The sequence below is a fragment of the Acinetobacter sp. YH01024 genome (assembly GCF_013420195.1).
GTDB classification, from domain to species: Bacteria; Pseudomonadota; Gammaproteobacteria; order Pseudomonadales; family Moraxellaceae; genus Acinetobacter; species Acinetobacter amyesii.
Genome location: NZ_VOYQ01000013.1, coordinates 47,368 through 61,227, shown reverse-complemented (window position 1 = coordinate 61,227; position 13,860 = coordinate 47,368). Strand labels below are relative to the sequence as shown.

The following is a 13,860-nucleotide window of genomic DNA, read 5'->3' as shown; positions in this document are numbered from 1 at the left end:
ATGGGCTAATCTGGACAAGATTTTCACGGATGAAAATCTTGTCCAACCCTATCTATTTCAATAAAACTGCCATAAAAATAGGAACTTAGTTTTCGTTCCTTTTTTATCAAGATAGTGTGCTATACGCCGCAATTATTGGAAGACTTTAAAACGAGCGGCATCATCCATATAGCCTTTTTCTTTCGCTTCACCTTCCACTGAACCAAAAACCAATTGAGCACGAAGTTTCCAATGCGCAGGAATGTCCCATTCAGCATGTACTTGTTCATCCACAATTGGGTTGTAATGCTGTAGTGATGCGCCTAAACCTTCGGTGTGTAACGCAGTCCAAGTCGCAAATTGGGCAATGGCAGTTGAATGTTCTGCCCAAATTGGAAAGTTTTCTGCATAAGAAGGAAACTGTGCTTGTAGAGCACTGACCACATCTAAATCTTCAAAGAACAGAACCGTACCCAATCCTGCTGCAAAACTTGCCATTTTACCCGTCGTCTTCGCAGCACTTTCTTCATCTTTTGCATAAGATTTTAATTTGTCAGCGACTAAGCCCCCAAATTTTTCGCTTTCAGCATTAAATAAAATAACAGCACGAGAAGATTGTGAGTTAAATGAAGACGGGCTTTGTTTAATCGCTGTTTGGATCAAATCAGTTAAATATTCTGTGCTTTGGCTTACATTGTCCCCAATAGCATAAATAGTGCGACGTTTGCGAATCAGGTCAATAAACTGATTTGACATATAAAATGGTCCTTTAAAATAAAATGTGCAGATGAGTCAGAAACATTTGGAATGATAAGTCTCGCGACTTTCCAAATGTTTTGAATGCTTCACTTGCTTGATGGGGCACTATGAAACAGTCACTTGCCGCAGTAAATCTGAAGTTCTGATGTGCATATAAAAAATCCTCCTAAGCGGAGGATTTTTCGACTAAAACTGTGTGCAGTTTAGAATTTTGCTTCTAATACATTCGCTGACACTTGGTTTTTCCAAAGCTCACGTAAAGTCGGTAGATAGAATTTTTCACCTAGCTCGACCAACTCTGCATCAATCAAACCATGAACTTCGTGCATGAATAAATAATCAAGTTCAACGGTTTGTAATTTTGACTGTGCTTTTTTATATTCTTTACGTTTTTGCTGTGCTTTTTTTACCAAGTTATCTGCATAAGCACGGTCTTTATATTGGGCAATAGCATTCAAACGTAGCTCAATTACGCCCCACCCACTGAGTAGTAATTTAAATTTTTCAAAATCTGGCGTTGTCGATTCCCAGCTCATTTCTTCAAGATTTTCATTTTCAGGCAAAACTGGTAGCAAAAGCTCCATAACGCTTGGAAAAATCTTTTTAAAATTCAATATAAATTTAACAGGATGCTCGCCCGGATAGTCTTTAAATTGAACGTTCTTTTGGACATCTGTCAAATAGATGGTGAGCATTGGGGGAAATCCTTAAATAAAATACTGTCTTGCAAATATTTATTCAAACAAATGTCAAATAGCAACGAAAACAGAAAAAGAAAGGCATTTTAACAAGTGTGCCAATGAATTCAAAGCCCAATCCAATGAATTACTCTCTTCCAACATTGGCCTTGCTTCATTTGTTCGTTCCCCTATTTTTAATAAATCGTCTGGTTTCTATACATACATTTCAAGATGAATATGAATCCAAAGAATCTGTATTAGGTAGGATCCAGCTGAAAAATAAAGCAATCATATATCCAATAAAAAGAGAGGCTGAATATGAATCAGCCTCTCTAATTATTTTCCAACACTCTAGATGAATAATCTCAAAACAATTTATTTGGTATTTGGTGAAACCATTTGCTCAGGACGAACCACTTCATCAAATTGCTCTGCAGTGACTAAACCGAGTTCTACCGCAACTTGTTTTAGAGTTTTACCTTCTTTATATGCAGTTTTAGCAACTTTCGCAGCATTTTCATAACCAATCACAGGGTTGAGTGCCGTAACTAACATTAATGAATCATGTAAGAAATGATCGATTTTTTCACGGTTTGGCTCAATTCCGACTGCGCAGTGGTCATTGAAGCTATTACATGCATCGCCAAGGAGTTGAATAGATTGCAATAAGTTAAAGACAATAACAGGCATAAACACGTTTAATTCAAAGTTACCCGATGCCCCCGCAACATTAATGGTTGTGTCATTTCCAAGTACTTGAGCAACCACCATCGTCATGGCTTCACTTTGAGTTGGATTGACCTTACCTGGCATGATGCTTGAGCCTGGTTCATTTTCTGGAATACGTAGCTCACCAAAACCACAGCGTGGGCCACTGGCTAACCAGCGCACATCATTGGCGATTTTATTTAAACTTGCAGCAAGTGTTTTTAAAGCACCCGACGCGAATACAGCTGCATCACGCCCTGCTAGTGCTTCAAATTTATTTGGCGCAGTGACAAATGGCAGACCCGTTTGTTTCGCAAGTTCTGCTGCTGCTTTTACAGCATATTCAGGATGTGCATTCAGACCTGTACCGACCGCTGTACCACCTAGTGGTAATTCATACAGTCCTTCTAAAGCTTGATTTAAACGCTTCAAACCATGATCGAGCTGTGAAACATAGCCGCTAAACTCTTGGCCTAATGTTAAAGGCGTTGCATCCTGTAAATGTGTACGGCCAATTTTAACAATATCTTTAAAATCGTTAGATTTAGCTTCTAAGGTATTACGCAGTTTTGTTACTGCTGGAATTAAAAGCTCATTGATTTGTAGACTTGCAGCCACATGAATTGCGGTTGGGAATGAATCGTTGGTCGATTGAGCACGATTGACATGATCATTGGGATGGACAGGTTTTTGTGACCCCAATGGATTGCCTAGTTTTTGATTGGCAATATTGGCAATTACCTCATTACAGTTCATGTTACTTTGCGTACCTGAACCAGTTTGCCAAACTACCAGTGGAAATTGTGCATCCCATTGACCTGAGATCACTTCTTCGGCTGCATTGACGATATAACCAGAAAGTTCCTGAGGGATTTGACCCAATGCTGCGTTAGTAATCGCTGCTGATTTTTTAACGAGCCCCATCGCACGAATCATCGGACGTGGTAAACGTTCACCACCAATTTTAAAGTTTTGCAAACTACGCTGTGTTTGTGCACCCCACATCGCATCGCTAGGTACTTCAACATCGCCCATTGTGTCATGTTCAATACGTGTTTGCATAAATGACCTCATATCCTTATCTATAAACTTGAACGTCTGTGCAGAATCAAACTCTGCTGATAAATACAGTTTAGGTAACTTGCTTAGATTTATAAATAATAACCATTATCAATTATAAGTGGTTTATTTGATAATCTTTATCGTGATTTTATAAAGAAAATCATGCACGACGATTAAATTTACCCAATACAAGACGAGTTAATTCCCTCTTAATGTTTGTTGATAGAAACGCCATTCATCTTCTAGCATTTTCTTTAAATCTTGTTCAGGCTGCCAATCAAAAGTACTTTTCGCTTTCTGTGTACTTGCCCCAAGCTGGTCATATTCATGGCTGGGGTAAAAACTAGATTCGACCGTCTTAATCTCCGCCTGTGTCACTTCTGAAAGCGTATCTAACAGTTGCTGTATCGAAACCAACTCACCTGAAATATTAAAAGCCTCACAGGCGAATTGCTGCTGCGACAACCATTGCAAACATTGCCACACCGCCTTACAGCAGTCGAGTACATGCAAGAAACTCCGTTCCACAGTACCATCTTCAGTTTTAGCTTGTTTGCGAAGTTCAATAAAGTCTCGTTGTAAAGCCCCGACTTGCATCGCAAGCGGCACGATATTTTTTGGCAATGGCGCAACAAACTCACCTAAAACTGCATGTTCGAAAGCACCTGCGACGTTTCCTAAACGCAAAATCGCAATTTTCCACTCATTATCAGTACGTGCCGTATCCCGTATAATTTCTTCCACCATTTGTTGAGATTTCACATAGGGATTTGGATAGGTAAAATTGATTTCTGTGTCTTCTGTTAATTCTGCCGACGACTGTCCATATACCGCTAAACTTGATAAATGGATCAGTGTTCGTACACCTGTTCGCTGCATAGCACGCAGCAAACTCATGATACAACTGACATTATCATTATAATATTCAAGTGGTTTAAGGACGGATTCTTCCAATGACTTAAAGCCTGCCGTATGAATGACAGCATCGACGGTATATTGTTCAAATACTTTATTGAGTGCGGGAGTATTGCGAATATCGAGTTTGACAAAAGGCACATACATGCCTGAAATAAATTCTAGTCGTTCAAGTGTTTGTAAATTTGCATTGGATAAATTATCCACAATAATGACTTCTTGACCTTGAGCCATTAAACTCAAGGCTATATGTGAGCCTATAAAGCCTAAACCACCAGTCACTAAAATCATTGTTTAGATACTCCTTATAGTTATCAAGCTTTTACAACTCTTTGGCATCATCTTGGTGTCGTCACCAACTTATCTACAGATCAAAATTATTAAACCTCGCCTCAGCATTTTTCATGAGCCGAACAATCTGCAAGAGCATTCTAGTTTTATCTTACTGCTTTAGAATTTTGACTGTGTTGCAGTTATGGATATTAACTGTATTTGATTTACGACAAATAACCTCGCTAGCAGTTCCAATTTGAAGACATCACAAGTTTTCGTGGTAATTGAGCGAACAACTTTTAGAAGAAGAAATTTAAAAATAGTCGCACGGCAAAGCATATTTCACAGCAATAAAAAGTATTAGAGGTGATCTACTCGAATGAGCAAATGGAATTGAGCAGTCTGACTATTTTTTGAGGTATAGGATCTGGATGTGAATGCCAGATGAATCATTAGAATTATTCATCTAGCAAGATGTTGGCAATGTAACTATAGCAGCAGCAAACTTTAGAAATCGCAGATATCTAAGGAACTTAATTTAGCGGATATAGCCTTTTTTAATCATGGCTGAGAATAGGAACTCGTAAACTTTTAAGATCAAGCTCACCAAATAAGACCCATATTTTCGCCATAAAGACAGTCCAACAAAATTCAGCAAAACCGCAATGATCAGCGCTCCCGCCATATCCATTGGATAATGCACACCCAAATAGACTCTCGACCACGCCACAAGAAAAGCGAAAGCTAGAAATACATAGCCGACAGCTTTTTGCTTTGAAAAAATATAAGAAAATGCAATCGTACTAAAAAACAGCATGTGATCACTCGGGAATGATCCATTCGGTGAATGTTCTATAATCGTGCGTCCAACGTCCAAGACAAAGGGTCTAGGATAGTAAAAGAAACTTGAAATCACTTGGCTGATAAGAAAAGCGACGATAGTAAACACAGTGGCTTTAACGATTTGTTTTTTGATATCAAAATTGCCTTTAAACCAAGCCAAAAACATCAAAAGAATCACGATATAAAATAGATCATTGGCTATAAATATGGCAAAAGAAATGGTGAAATCTAAAGCATTGTCCGAAGCATTGATTGAATTAAATAAACTTAAGTTAAATTTCTCTATATTCATGAGGTGGTTTAAAAAAATGAAAAGATCATAGCACTCTGTAAAATCAAAAATTGCGTTTTATTCATATAAAGATTTTTCAGTATGTAACCGCACAGTTTATTTATGAAAAACTGACGGCTTGAGGCTGAATCCAAAATAAACCAAAAGTTATATTTGAAGAAAAATTGGCAATGACTTCGCTGCCTAAATAAGCAAAACTTTGCAAATATTCAGATCATTGAGTAAATCATTGTATACTAGCTTTTTCTTCTGAACTCAGAACAAACTGTCGATCTAGACCGTTTATTCATTTAGTGAATTTCGATGAGTACTCTATTACTAATTACCTCCTCACCCACTTCGATATTGGCTTGGCATGCTTTGGGTCTTGCCCAAGCGCTGAAGCAGAAAGGCGAAAACTTTCGGGTTTTTTTCTATCAAGATGCTGTAAATGTGGCGAATGCCCTGCAATGGGTGCCAGATGATCAGCGCAAACTCAGCAGTGAATGGCAAAAACTCGGCATTCGTTTACCTGTTTGCGTAAGTGCAGCTCTCGCACGTGGGATCACAGATCAGGAAAATGCACAGCGTCACAATATTCAGCAACATAATTTAGCTGAACAATTTGAACTTGTGGGCCTAGGCGAACTTGCCGATGCTGTACAAGCTGCTGACCGCTTATTGCAATTCTAAGTGTTTTGATTGCCGCGCATTTGTAGCATTGAAAAGGAAAATTACGTGAAATCTGTACTGGTTGTTTTAACCCATGCAAATCTTGCAAGCTTACAAGTACATGAAAGTCTTTCTGCGACCATGGTGCTTGCAACCTTCGGTTGTGACGTAAAAGTGTTGCTCAAAGATGCTGCGCTAAGCTTACTTCAAGCAGAACAAGAGTTTAGTCAGCTCAAGCATGCGTTTAAACTCGCTTCCAACATGGTTGATAGCTTTGAGTTTTATGATCTCACCCCGATTTATATTGAACAAAAAAATTCACAGCATCCATTTGTGATCAATAGTGAACAAGAACTTGAGTTTGTTCAATTCAATACTGAATTGATTCAACAATTTGATCATGTGTTGTATTGGTAAAAGAGGAATGATGATGTCAAATTCTACGCTGTATTTAGTCCAAGCCAGCTATGCCAATACCCTACAGCACATCCAGCAGTTAGCCAGTTTAATCAATCCTGAAGATGCAATCATCCTGATGGGTGAAGCAGTCTTACATATTGCAGATGAACAAATTCAGCAATTTGGCACATGTTATGTACTTGAAAATGATGCTGAAATTTTAGATAAAACTATGAATTATAGTCATATGAAAGTAATCGACTATGCCGCTTTTGCTGATCTATGCCTTGGATTTAAAAGATGTATTTCACTCAAATAAATTGAGTAAAAGCGATCCATTTCTACAATCTTCTCTTTTGGAATGAATATGAATCTTGAATTAGACCAAGATGGCCATTTGGTGGATTACACTATTTGGAATGAAACTGTTGCCCAAGAACTGGCTAAAAGTTTAGAACTTGAGTTAAGCCCTTGGCATTTTGAAGTTTTAAAAGCTGTGCGACAGTTTTATCAACAGTTTGGTCACTCACCGGCAACTCGCCCACTCATTAAATTTTTAATGAAAACGGTGAGCGCTGATATTAATAATGCGGTGTTACAAGACAAATTTAACACGGGTTTGGTCGCTCGGCATTTAAGTCGTTTAGCGGGAATCCCTAAGCCTGCAAATTGTTTGTAATTTTAAAGCAATCTAAATGCCGCTTAGGCTATTTTGGCTAAATAGATGCAAATCAGCATCTTGAAGAAAGCCATAAAACAGCTTAGGCAGGTTTTAATTGGTTGAGAGCGATGTAATAGGCTTGGGTAAATATCGGTTTGACCTGTTTGGCTTGGATCGGTTCAGCACAACATGAGCACACCAAAACCGGTTTAAATTTTTGCCCACATGCCTGATGCACATATTCAACAGGTGATCCTAAGCCCTGATCCATATATTGATCGGCCCAATGTGTCATAGCTAAAAGGATTGGATACAAGTCTAAGCCTTTTTGCGTCAGTCGATATTCAAAACGTTCCTGACGCTCGACATAAGCAACTTTGGTTAAAATACCCTCTTCAACCAAACGCTTTAATCGGTCGGATAACACATGACGCGTCACACCGAGATTTTGTTGAAAGTCATCAAAACGTCGAATGCCCATAAATGCATTACGGATAATCAACATGGTCCAACGATCCCCTAGCACTGAAAGCGCACGAGCGATTGAACACGGTTGTTGACCAATATCATCCCATTTCATTTTATGAACCATCAAAAATAACGACCAACACCCAATTTAATTCATGCCTGTTGATTTTGCAAAATCCTTTTCAATAATCTTTGATATACAAATCATAAATCAACCTTCATTTCCAATCATTTATTTATCGGCTTGATCTGTGAATGAACTAAAAATGTATTTTGTCTTTATTGTCCTCAATTATTTCTAGCCAAGCACGCGTTGCGGGACTCATGGCAACAGTGGTATTCCAGGCCATACTGAGTTTCCAGTCTAGGTTTGGATTTTCTAATTCAGCCATATGGTATTTTGCCGCATCAAGTTGTTCACAATAAATTTTAGGCAGGAGTGCAATCCCGACATTTGAATCTACCATTTTGGCGATGAAGTCCCACTGGCTACTTTTACACACTACATTGGGCTCAAATCCGACGTAGTTTGCCGCCTGTATAATGATGTCATTGAGTGTGAAGGTATCATCATATAATAAAAAGGATTCTTCTTTTAATTCAATCAGCGATACTGTTTTTCGCTTACGCCACTGTGAGTTTTTTTTGGACAATAGACACAAAGGTGACTCCATCACTGGAATACCACTCAGCACCGGTTTCAAGTGACCCAAAATAATCCCGACGTCGACCTGTTTTTTTAAAATGGCACTTTCTATACCTGTCGCCCCAACCTCAAAAAAGCTCAGTTCAATATTGGGGTATTTTTTATGAAACAGCGCGATTAACTGACTGAACAACACTGATGCCAATGGCGGTAAACCGAGGGTCAATTTACCTTGTTTTAAGGCACGAACTTGGGTAACGGTATCAAGCATCCGTTGTTGTTCATTCAATATCACTAAGGCATGCTGATAAATCTGCTCTCCCATATAGGTGAGCTGTGCTTCCCTTTTTCGACCTGCTTCTCCTTTATGAAATAAAGGCACGCCGATCTCGTCTTCTAACTGACGAATTAATTTACTAATGGTCGGCTGAGTGACAAAAAGCGCTTCTGCTGCATGACTAAAACTCTGTTTTTGTACGATGGTCACAAAGACTTTTAGGCTTTTAATGTCCATTATTATTCCATTTAAGCATAATTAATAATTAATTATTCATAATTATACAGGGTATGCACTTTTAAAATAGCGTCATCTCCTATTCTACTGTCGTCTCATGGATACGTTTCCACAATCTACTTCCAAATTTACCCAGTTTCTTAAAACTTTAGCGCAGCTAAGTTTATTGATATTGATCTGGTGGATTGGCTCTTGCATTCAATCTTGGTTTAACTTGCCGATCTCTGCTGGCGTGATTGGTTTATTGCTCCTTTTAGCCGCATTGTTGAGTGGTTTATTTAAAATGCAGTGGATCAAACAAGGCTCAGATTTTATTTTGGCTGAACTGGTTCTATTCTTTATCCCCTGTGTAGTTGGATTAATTAAATATCAAGATTTATTACTCAGCTCTGGCTGGCAGTTAATTTTAGCCGTGGTACTGGGTACCGTCTGTGTCATGGTGTTTACAGCATTTACGGTTTATTGGGGCTTTAAACTCGAGGCAAAACTTAAAGCGAAACACCAAACTGCGACAGATCATGATGTCAACACAGCAGGAAAAACCTTATGAACGATTTTGGGTTGAACAGCATCTCTGTATTGTTTTTCGTCCTGACCCTTGTCGGTTATATTTTGGCGAAAAAGCTACATCGTAAGTTACCGTATATGGTTCTTTCCCCTGCACTATTCGTCCCGTTTGTGCTGATTATACTCATGCTTTGCTTTCATATTTCATATGACACCTATATGCAAGAAAGCCAATGGATTGTATGGATGCTCGGCCCTGCCACTGTGGCCTTTGCTATTCCCATCTATGAATATCGACAAATTATCCGTCAGCATGCGCTGAGTATTAGTTTGGGCATCGTGATTGGCATGTTAGCAGGAATTATCAGTGCTTTTTATTTGGCACAGTTGTTTCAGTTTGACCAAGAAACGTCTTATAGCTTAATGGCACGTTCCATTTCTACGCCCTTTGCCATGGAACTTACCTCGAATATTGGGGGTTCAGTCGAATTGGTGATTCTATTTACCATGATTACTGGGATTGCCGGCGTGGCTTTAGCTGACCTAGTTTTGGCTGGGCTTAAATTGCATTCACGCTTTGCGCAAGGTGCGGCTCTTGGCAATGCTGCACATGGATTTGGTACAAGTAAGGCGTTATCACGTCATAAAGAAGAAGGTGTTGCAGCCTGCTTGAGCATGGTACTAGCTGGGGTCTTTATGGTATTGCTTGGGCCATCACTTATTCATTTAGTCATTTATCTGTTGGGATAAAATAAAAAGCCCAGTGCAATAGCTGGGCTTTTTTTAAATCAGGAGTTAAGTCATTTCACTGTAAAAACTAAGCAATTACATAATGTAGTGCTATGACAAACGCTAAGAGACTCGACACTTCTGTAATTTCAATCGCTGCACCAATTGTATCTCCCGTTACGCCACCTATACGCTGAATAAATTTCCATCGCAAATACAATAAAGTACAAATAAATGTAAGAATACTGACCACTCCAAGCCAGCTAAAATACAAACATGCACTTAGGCAGAGTATAAAGACCAGGTATGCCGACTTGCGTGGAATAGTTGCTGCTATCGATGAGCCCAAGCCTTTTTCACGAACATACTGAGTTGTTAAAAACAAAAATAAAGGGGCTAAACGACCTAATACTGGAAATACAATTAATGCCAAATACATTTGCTGTTGTAGCAAAACATAAAGCGCCGACCATTTGAGTAAGCAAATCACGACGAGGCTCAACACACCAATCGGCCCACATGCAGGGTCTTTCATGATGTTAAGTGTACGCTCGGCATCACCAAACCCACCGACCCACGCATCTGCCGTATCAGCTAAACCATCTAGATGTAATCCACCTGTGAGCCAAATCCAAACTACCAGCAAAATACTGCTGAGTAAGATAATCGGCAGACTATGCAATGTAAAAGCAAGCAAGGCAAGAATGCCACCGATCAACAATCCCACCGCTGGATAAAACAGTAAAGATTGTCCATTTTGCTGTTTCGATGGCATCGCTTTAAGTTGAATCGGGAAAGTCGTGAGAAACTGTAGAGCAATCCAAAAAGGTGTCATTCACTTTGCTCCAAAAGACGAATATTTGCACGATTTTGCACAATGAATGAATTTAATTGTCCCAATTCAGCCGTCATTTTTAATAAATCATCTAAGTGACTTTGCTGTGCCGTACATTTTAATAATTTAATCACGCCACCATGGGAAACCAATAAAACGCGGTGCCAATGATGCTGTTGAGCCTGCAAGACTAACTCATCTAGACCGCTTAATATCCGATGTTGAAATTGCTGAAGACTTTCTGCATTCGGTGGCGTAAATGTGCTGGGGCTTTGCCAAAACTGTGCGAGTAACTCTGGGGTGTTTTCATAGATATGCTTGGTTGATACCGCTTCCCAGTCGCCAAAATGCATTTCTTGAAACTTCGCATTTTCAAACATTGGACATTTGAGTTGTTGAGACAAATCTAAAGCAAATAAACGGCAGCGCTGTAAGTCAGAAGTGATGATGACATCCCAGTTCGCTAAACCGTGTGTATGTATGACGTTCAATACATCATCTATGGTCTGCTGCATCTGCTGCCAACCTTTTTGCGTCAAAGTATCATCTGTAGAGCCACGTAAGGTATGGCTCAGTTCAGTCTCACCATGACGCAATATATCTAAACGGAAATGTTCCATTTAAACTTTTTCACCAATCACAGCAGCTTGCGCGAAAGTTGCCATGTTGTTATGTAAACGACATGCCAAACGAATTAAACCTAATGCCGCACCGGCACCGCTACCTTCACCTAAACGTAAATTCAACTTCAAAAGTGGTTCAGCTTCAAGGGCTTGGAGTAAACGTTGGTGCCCATATTCAGCCGATTGATGACCAAAAAGCATCCACTCACGTACAGCAGGATTTAAACGAACAGCGACCAAGGCAGAAACCGTACTAATAAATCCATCCACGACCATTGCCAGACCCAATTGCGCACAGCGAATGTACGCTCCAACCATCGCGGCAATTTCCAAACCACCTACAGCACATAGAGCTTTAAAGACATCTTGGCCGACATAGTCCTGATGTAAAGCTAAAGCTTGATCAATCACTTGTTTCTTATGTGCCAATTGTTCAGCACGAATACCTGTACCAACACCTGTCAGTTTTTCGGCCGGCTCATTAAATAAAAAACATGCAACAGCAGAAGCAGAACAGGTATTGCCAATGCCCATTTCCCCTGCGACATAAATTGACGCACCTGCAGCGATAGCATCTTCAACACTTTTACGGCCGAGATTCATCGCTTCAATACATTGTGATTCGCTCATCGCAACAGTTTTAGCAAAATTTGCTGTACCCGCTGCAATACAGTAGCGCTCTACCCCTGCATATTCATAAGCGTCACCTACCGAACCACAGTCAATCACTTGTAGTTTGGCTTGATACTCACGTGCAATGACACTAATACATGCACCACCGGTCGTGAAGTTTTGTAGCATTTGGCGTGTGACAGCTTGAGGATAGGCCGAAATATTTTCTTCCATCACACCATGATCACCTGCAAAGATGGTGATCCATGGAAAATCCATATTAGGCTGATCTGTATTTTGTAATGATGCAAGTTGCACCGCAACATTTTCAAGTTCTGAAAGCGAGCCCGTAGGTTTAGTTAGCTGTAACTGGTGATTTGACGCCTGTTGCTTAGCTTCGATACTTGGATTTTGACAGGGTTCTTGCCACCAGTTCATGCTTTATCTCCTTTTAATATCATTGGAAAACCTGCAACACAAAACACCACATGGTCAGCGATTTGACCAATTTGTTGATGTAAGCGCCCAGATTCATCGACGAATTTTCGACTGATTTGTCCCATGGGAACAACGCCCAGCCCAGTTTCGTTACTGACTAAAATAATGTCTGACTTTAATTTTGGCAGCACCGTAAGTAATTTTTGGCATTGATGCTGTTGAAAGTCTGCTTGTTCATGCAGCAATAAATTACTCATCCACAGCGTTAAACAATCGATAAGAATGGTTTGATGAGCTTGGTCTATTTCAACTAAGCGATCGGATAAATACAAAGGCTCTTCAATCAGCCTCCAATGGTCAGGACGGTCTGCTTGATGATGCTGAATTCGCTCCTGCATTTCCTCATCATAGGCTTGTGCTGTCGCCACATAGATCACGGCTTGAGCACTTTCTTTGGCTTTTTGTTCTGCAAGTCGGCTCTTACCTGAACGTGCCCCACCCAATATGAAATGAATCATGACTGTGCCATCTCTATATTTTGTCTAAACTGATGTTGATAATAAGGAGTCAACGCCCCTTGTAATACTTGAGCCTGATAATGACCAAAAGTCAGCTGCTCGCTTTCAAAATCAAAGCTGTACTGTTCAATTCGTTGGATTCTTTCAAAAATATCATCGCTATTCCATGCCTGTTTATACAAGCCCAATGTGATATGCGGACAATATTCGATCGGTGCAATTTCATTCGAACTTACATTAAAAGCTTGACGTAGATGCTCTAACTTACGATCTACATCCACAATTTCAATAAACAGCGCGCTTTGAAAGCTATTGATCTGACCTGTACATAACCGAATATTAGATAGCGATAACTGTCGAAGTTGTTGTTGGTGCAGTGCCAATTCATCTGCTGAGAAATTATCATTCCATCGTGGTTCAGAATGATCGATTAATTGTGTTTTATTGAGCTCTTGAAAAAAACCACAAATAAACACAGTGATATGAAATTGGCGCGTATTCGGCGTGTATAAAAGATCTGAAAACTGCGCTCGAAGTGCTGTGAGATATGCCAATAATTCAGGATCCTGTATTTCTAGATACCACAAAGCATAGTGCTGACGACCTTGATGCCAACCGGGATAATCCTGATTGAGCGTCGGTACGACTTGCGTTGAAGGTTTTAGAAACACAGATAAATCACTTTAAATTCAATCTGCTTTATTAAAGCATGAATCAAAACAGACTTTACCCAATTTTGATTTAGTAA

General features: G+C 39.7%; 18 protein-coding genes. 6 read left to right on the top strand and 12 right to left on the bottom strand.

Annotation, left to right across the window (positions count from 1 at the left end):
• Window positions 1-132 precede the first annotated feature (132 nt).
• The 5 genes from FTT88_RS07730 to FTT88_RS07710 form a co-directional block, all read right to left on the bottom strand.
• Window positions 133-735: a nitroreductase family protein gene (locus FTT88_RS07730; RefSeq protein ID WP_180173849.1), complete on the bottom strand. Its 603-nt coding sequence runs from the start codon at window positions 733-735 to the stop codon at window positions 133-135.
• 206 nt (window positions 736-941) lie between these two features.
• Window positions 942-1,433, bottom strand: coding sequence for a hypothetical protein (locus tag FTT88_RS07725; protein WP_168378642.1), 492 nt, complete (start codon window positions 1,431-1,433; stop codon window positions 942-944).
• Window positions 1,434-1,793: 360 nt separating this feature from the next.
• Entirely contained in the window at window positions 1,794-3,188 is a 1,395-nt protein-coding gene (gene fumC, locus FTT88_RS07720) for a class II fumarate hydratase (protein ID WP_180173848.1), read from the bottom strand.
• A 198-nt stretch (window positions 3,189-3,386) separates the two neighbouring features.
• Window positions 3,387-4,394 carry an SDR family NAD(P)-dependent oxidoreductase gene (locus FTT88_RS07715; RefSeq protein ID WP_180011423.1) on the bottom strand — a complete coding sequence of 336 codons (1,008 nt, stop codon included), beginning with the start codon at window positions 4,392-4,394 and terminating at the stop codon, window positions 3,387-3,389.
• A gap of 520 nt (window positions 4,395-4,914) precedes the next feature.
• Window positions 4,915-5,511: a phosphatase PAP2 family protein gene (locus tag FTT88_RS07710; protein ID WP_180173847.1), complete on the bottom strand. Its 597-nt coding sequence runs from the start codon at window positions 5,509-5,511 to the stop codon at window positions 4,915-4,917.
• 303 nt (window positions 5,512-5,814) lie between these two features.
• On the opposite strand from FTT88_RS07710, the gene tusD reads away from it, so the two are divergent.
• The 4 genes from tusD to FTT88_RS07690 are packed head-to-tail and all read left to right on the top strand — an operon-like array spanning window position 5,815 to window position 7,240.
• Window positions 5,815-6,183, top strand: coding sequence for a sulfurtransferase complex subunit TusD (tusD, locus tag FTT88_RS07705; protein WP_180160224.1), 369 nt, complete (start codon window positions 5,815-5,817; stop codon window positions 6,181-6,183).
• Between the two features lie 45 nt (window positions 6,184-6,228).
• On the top strand, window positions 6,229-6,579 hold the full coding sequence (locus FTT88_RS07700; RefSeq protein WP_078193833.1) for a hypothetical protein: 351 nt from the start codon (window positions 6,229-6,231) through the stop codon (window positions 6,577-6,579).
• A gap of 13 nt (window positions 6,580-6,592) precedes the next feature.
• Window positions 6,593-6,880 (top strand): DsrH/TusB family sulfur metabolism protein, encoded by a 288-nt coding sequence (locus FTT88_RS07695; RefSeq protein WP_180054851.1) that lies wholly within the window; start codon window positions 6,593-6,595, stop codon window positions 6,878-6,880.
• Window positions 6,881-6,928: 48 nt separating this feature from the next.
• A complete protein-coding gene (locus tag FTT88_RS07690; protein WP_180026275.1) occupies window positions 6,929-7,240 on the top strand; it encodes a TusE/DsrC/DsvC family sulfur relay protein in 312 nt (103 codons plus the stop codon).
• Between the two features lie 82 nt (window positions 7,241-7,322).
• Here the strand turns inward: FTT88_RS07690 and FTT88_RS07685 are convergent, their stop codons facing one another.
• Window positions 7,323-7,802 carry a helix-turn-helix domain-containing protein gene (locus tag FTT88_RS07685; protein WP_078191046.1) on the bottom strand — a complete coding sequence of 160 codons (480 nt, stop codon included), beginning with the start codon at window positions 7,800-7,802 and terminating at the stop codon, window positions 7,323-7,325.
• A gap of 148 nt (window positions 7,803-7,950) precedes the next feature.
• Window positions 7,951-8,850 carry a LysR family transcriptional regulator gene (locus FTT88_RS07680; RefSeq protein ID WP_180007851.1) on the bottom strand — a complete coding sequence of 300 codons (900 nt, stop codon included), beginning with the start codon at window positions 8,848-8,850 and terminating at the stop codon, window positions 7,951-7,953.
• A 97-nt stretch (window positions 8,851-8,947) separates the two neighbouring features.
• On the opposite strand from FTT88_RS07680, the gene FTT88_RS07675 reads away from it, so the two are divergent.
• Window positions 8,948-9,400 (top strand): CidA/LrgA family protein, encoded by a 453-nt coding sequence (locus tag FTT88_RS07675; protein ID WP_180022109.1) that lies wholly within the window; start codon window positions 8,948-8,950, stop codon window positions 9,398-9,400.
• Window positions 9,397-10,107, top strand: coding sequence for an LrgB family protein (locus FTT88_RS07670; RefSeq protein ID WP_171262654.1), 711 nt, complete (start codon window positions 9,397-9,399; stop codon window positions 10,105-10,107). The genes FTT88_RS07675 and FTT88_RS07670 overlap by 4 nt, the downstream gene beginning before the upstream one ends.
• A 67-nt stretch (window positions 10,108-10,174) precedes the next feature.
• On the opposite strand, the gene FTT88_RS07665 is transcribed toward FTT88_RS07670, so the two are convergent.
• Genes FTT88_RS07665 through FTT88_RS07645 form a run of 5 tightly spaced genes read right to left on the bottom strand, consistent with a single transcriptional unit; the run spans window position 10,175 to window position 13,783 of the window.
• Window positions 10,175-10,921, bottom strand: a complete 747-nt coding sequence (locus tag FTT88_RS07665; RefSeq protein ID WP_180173846.1) for an adenosylcobinamide-GDP ribazoletransferase — start codon at window positions 10,919-10,921, stop codon at window positions 10,175-10,177.
• Window positions 10,918-11,541 (bottom strand): histidine phosphatase family protein, encoded by a 624-nt coding sequence (locus tag FTT88_RS07660; RefSeq protein ID WP_180011407.1) that lies wholly within the window; start codon window positions 11,539-11,541, stop codon window positions 10,918-10,920. Before FTT88_RS07660 ends, FTT88_RS07665 begins: the two co-directional genes overlap by 4 nt.
• The gene (cobT, locus tag FTT88_RS07655) at window positions 11,542-12,594 is read right to left on the bottom strand and encodes a nicotinate-nucleotide--dimethylbenzimidazole phosphoribosyltransferase (protein WP_180173845.1); all 1,053 of its coding nucleotides are present in this window, start codon (window positions 12,592-12,594) and stop codon (window positions 11,542-11,544) included.
• Complete coding sequence (gene cobU, locus FTT88_RS07650) at window positions 12,591-13,112, bottom strand: bifunctional adenosylcobinamide kinase/adenosylcobinamide-phosphate guanylyltransferase (RefSeq protein ID WP_180173844.1); 522 nt, start codon at window positions 13,110-13,112, stop codon at window positions 12,591-12,593. The genes cobT and cobU overlap by 4 nt, the downstream gene beginning before the upstream one ends.
• The gene (locus FTT88_RS07645) at window positions 13,109-13,783 is read right to left on the bottom strand and encodes a 2'-5' RNA ligase family protein (protein WP_180173843.1); all 675 of its coding nucleotides are present in this window, start codon (window positions 13,781-13,783) and stop codon (window positions 13,109-13,111) included. The genes cobU and FTT88_RS07645 overlap by 4 nt, the downstream gene beginning before the upstream one ends.
• Window positions 13,784-13,860 lie beyond the last annotated feature (77 nt).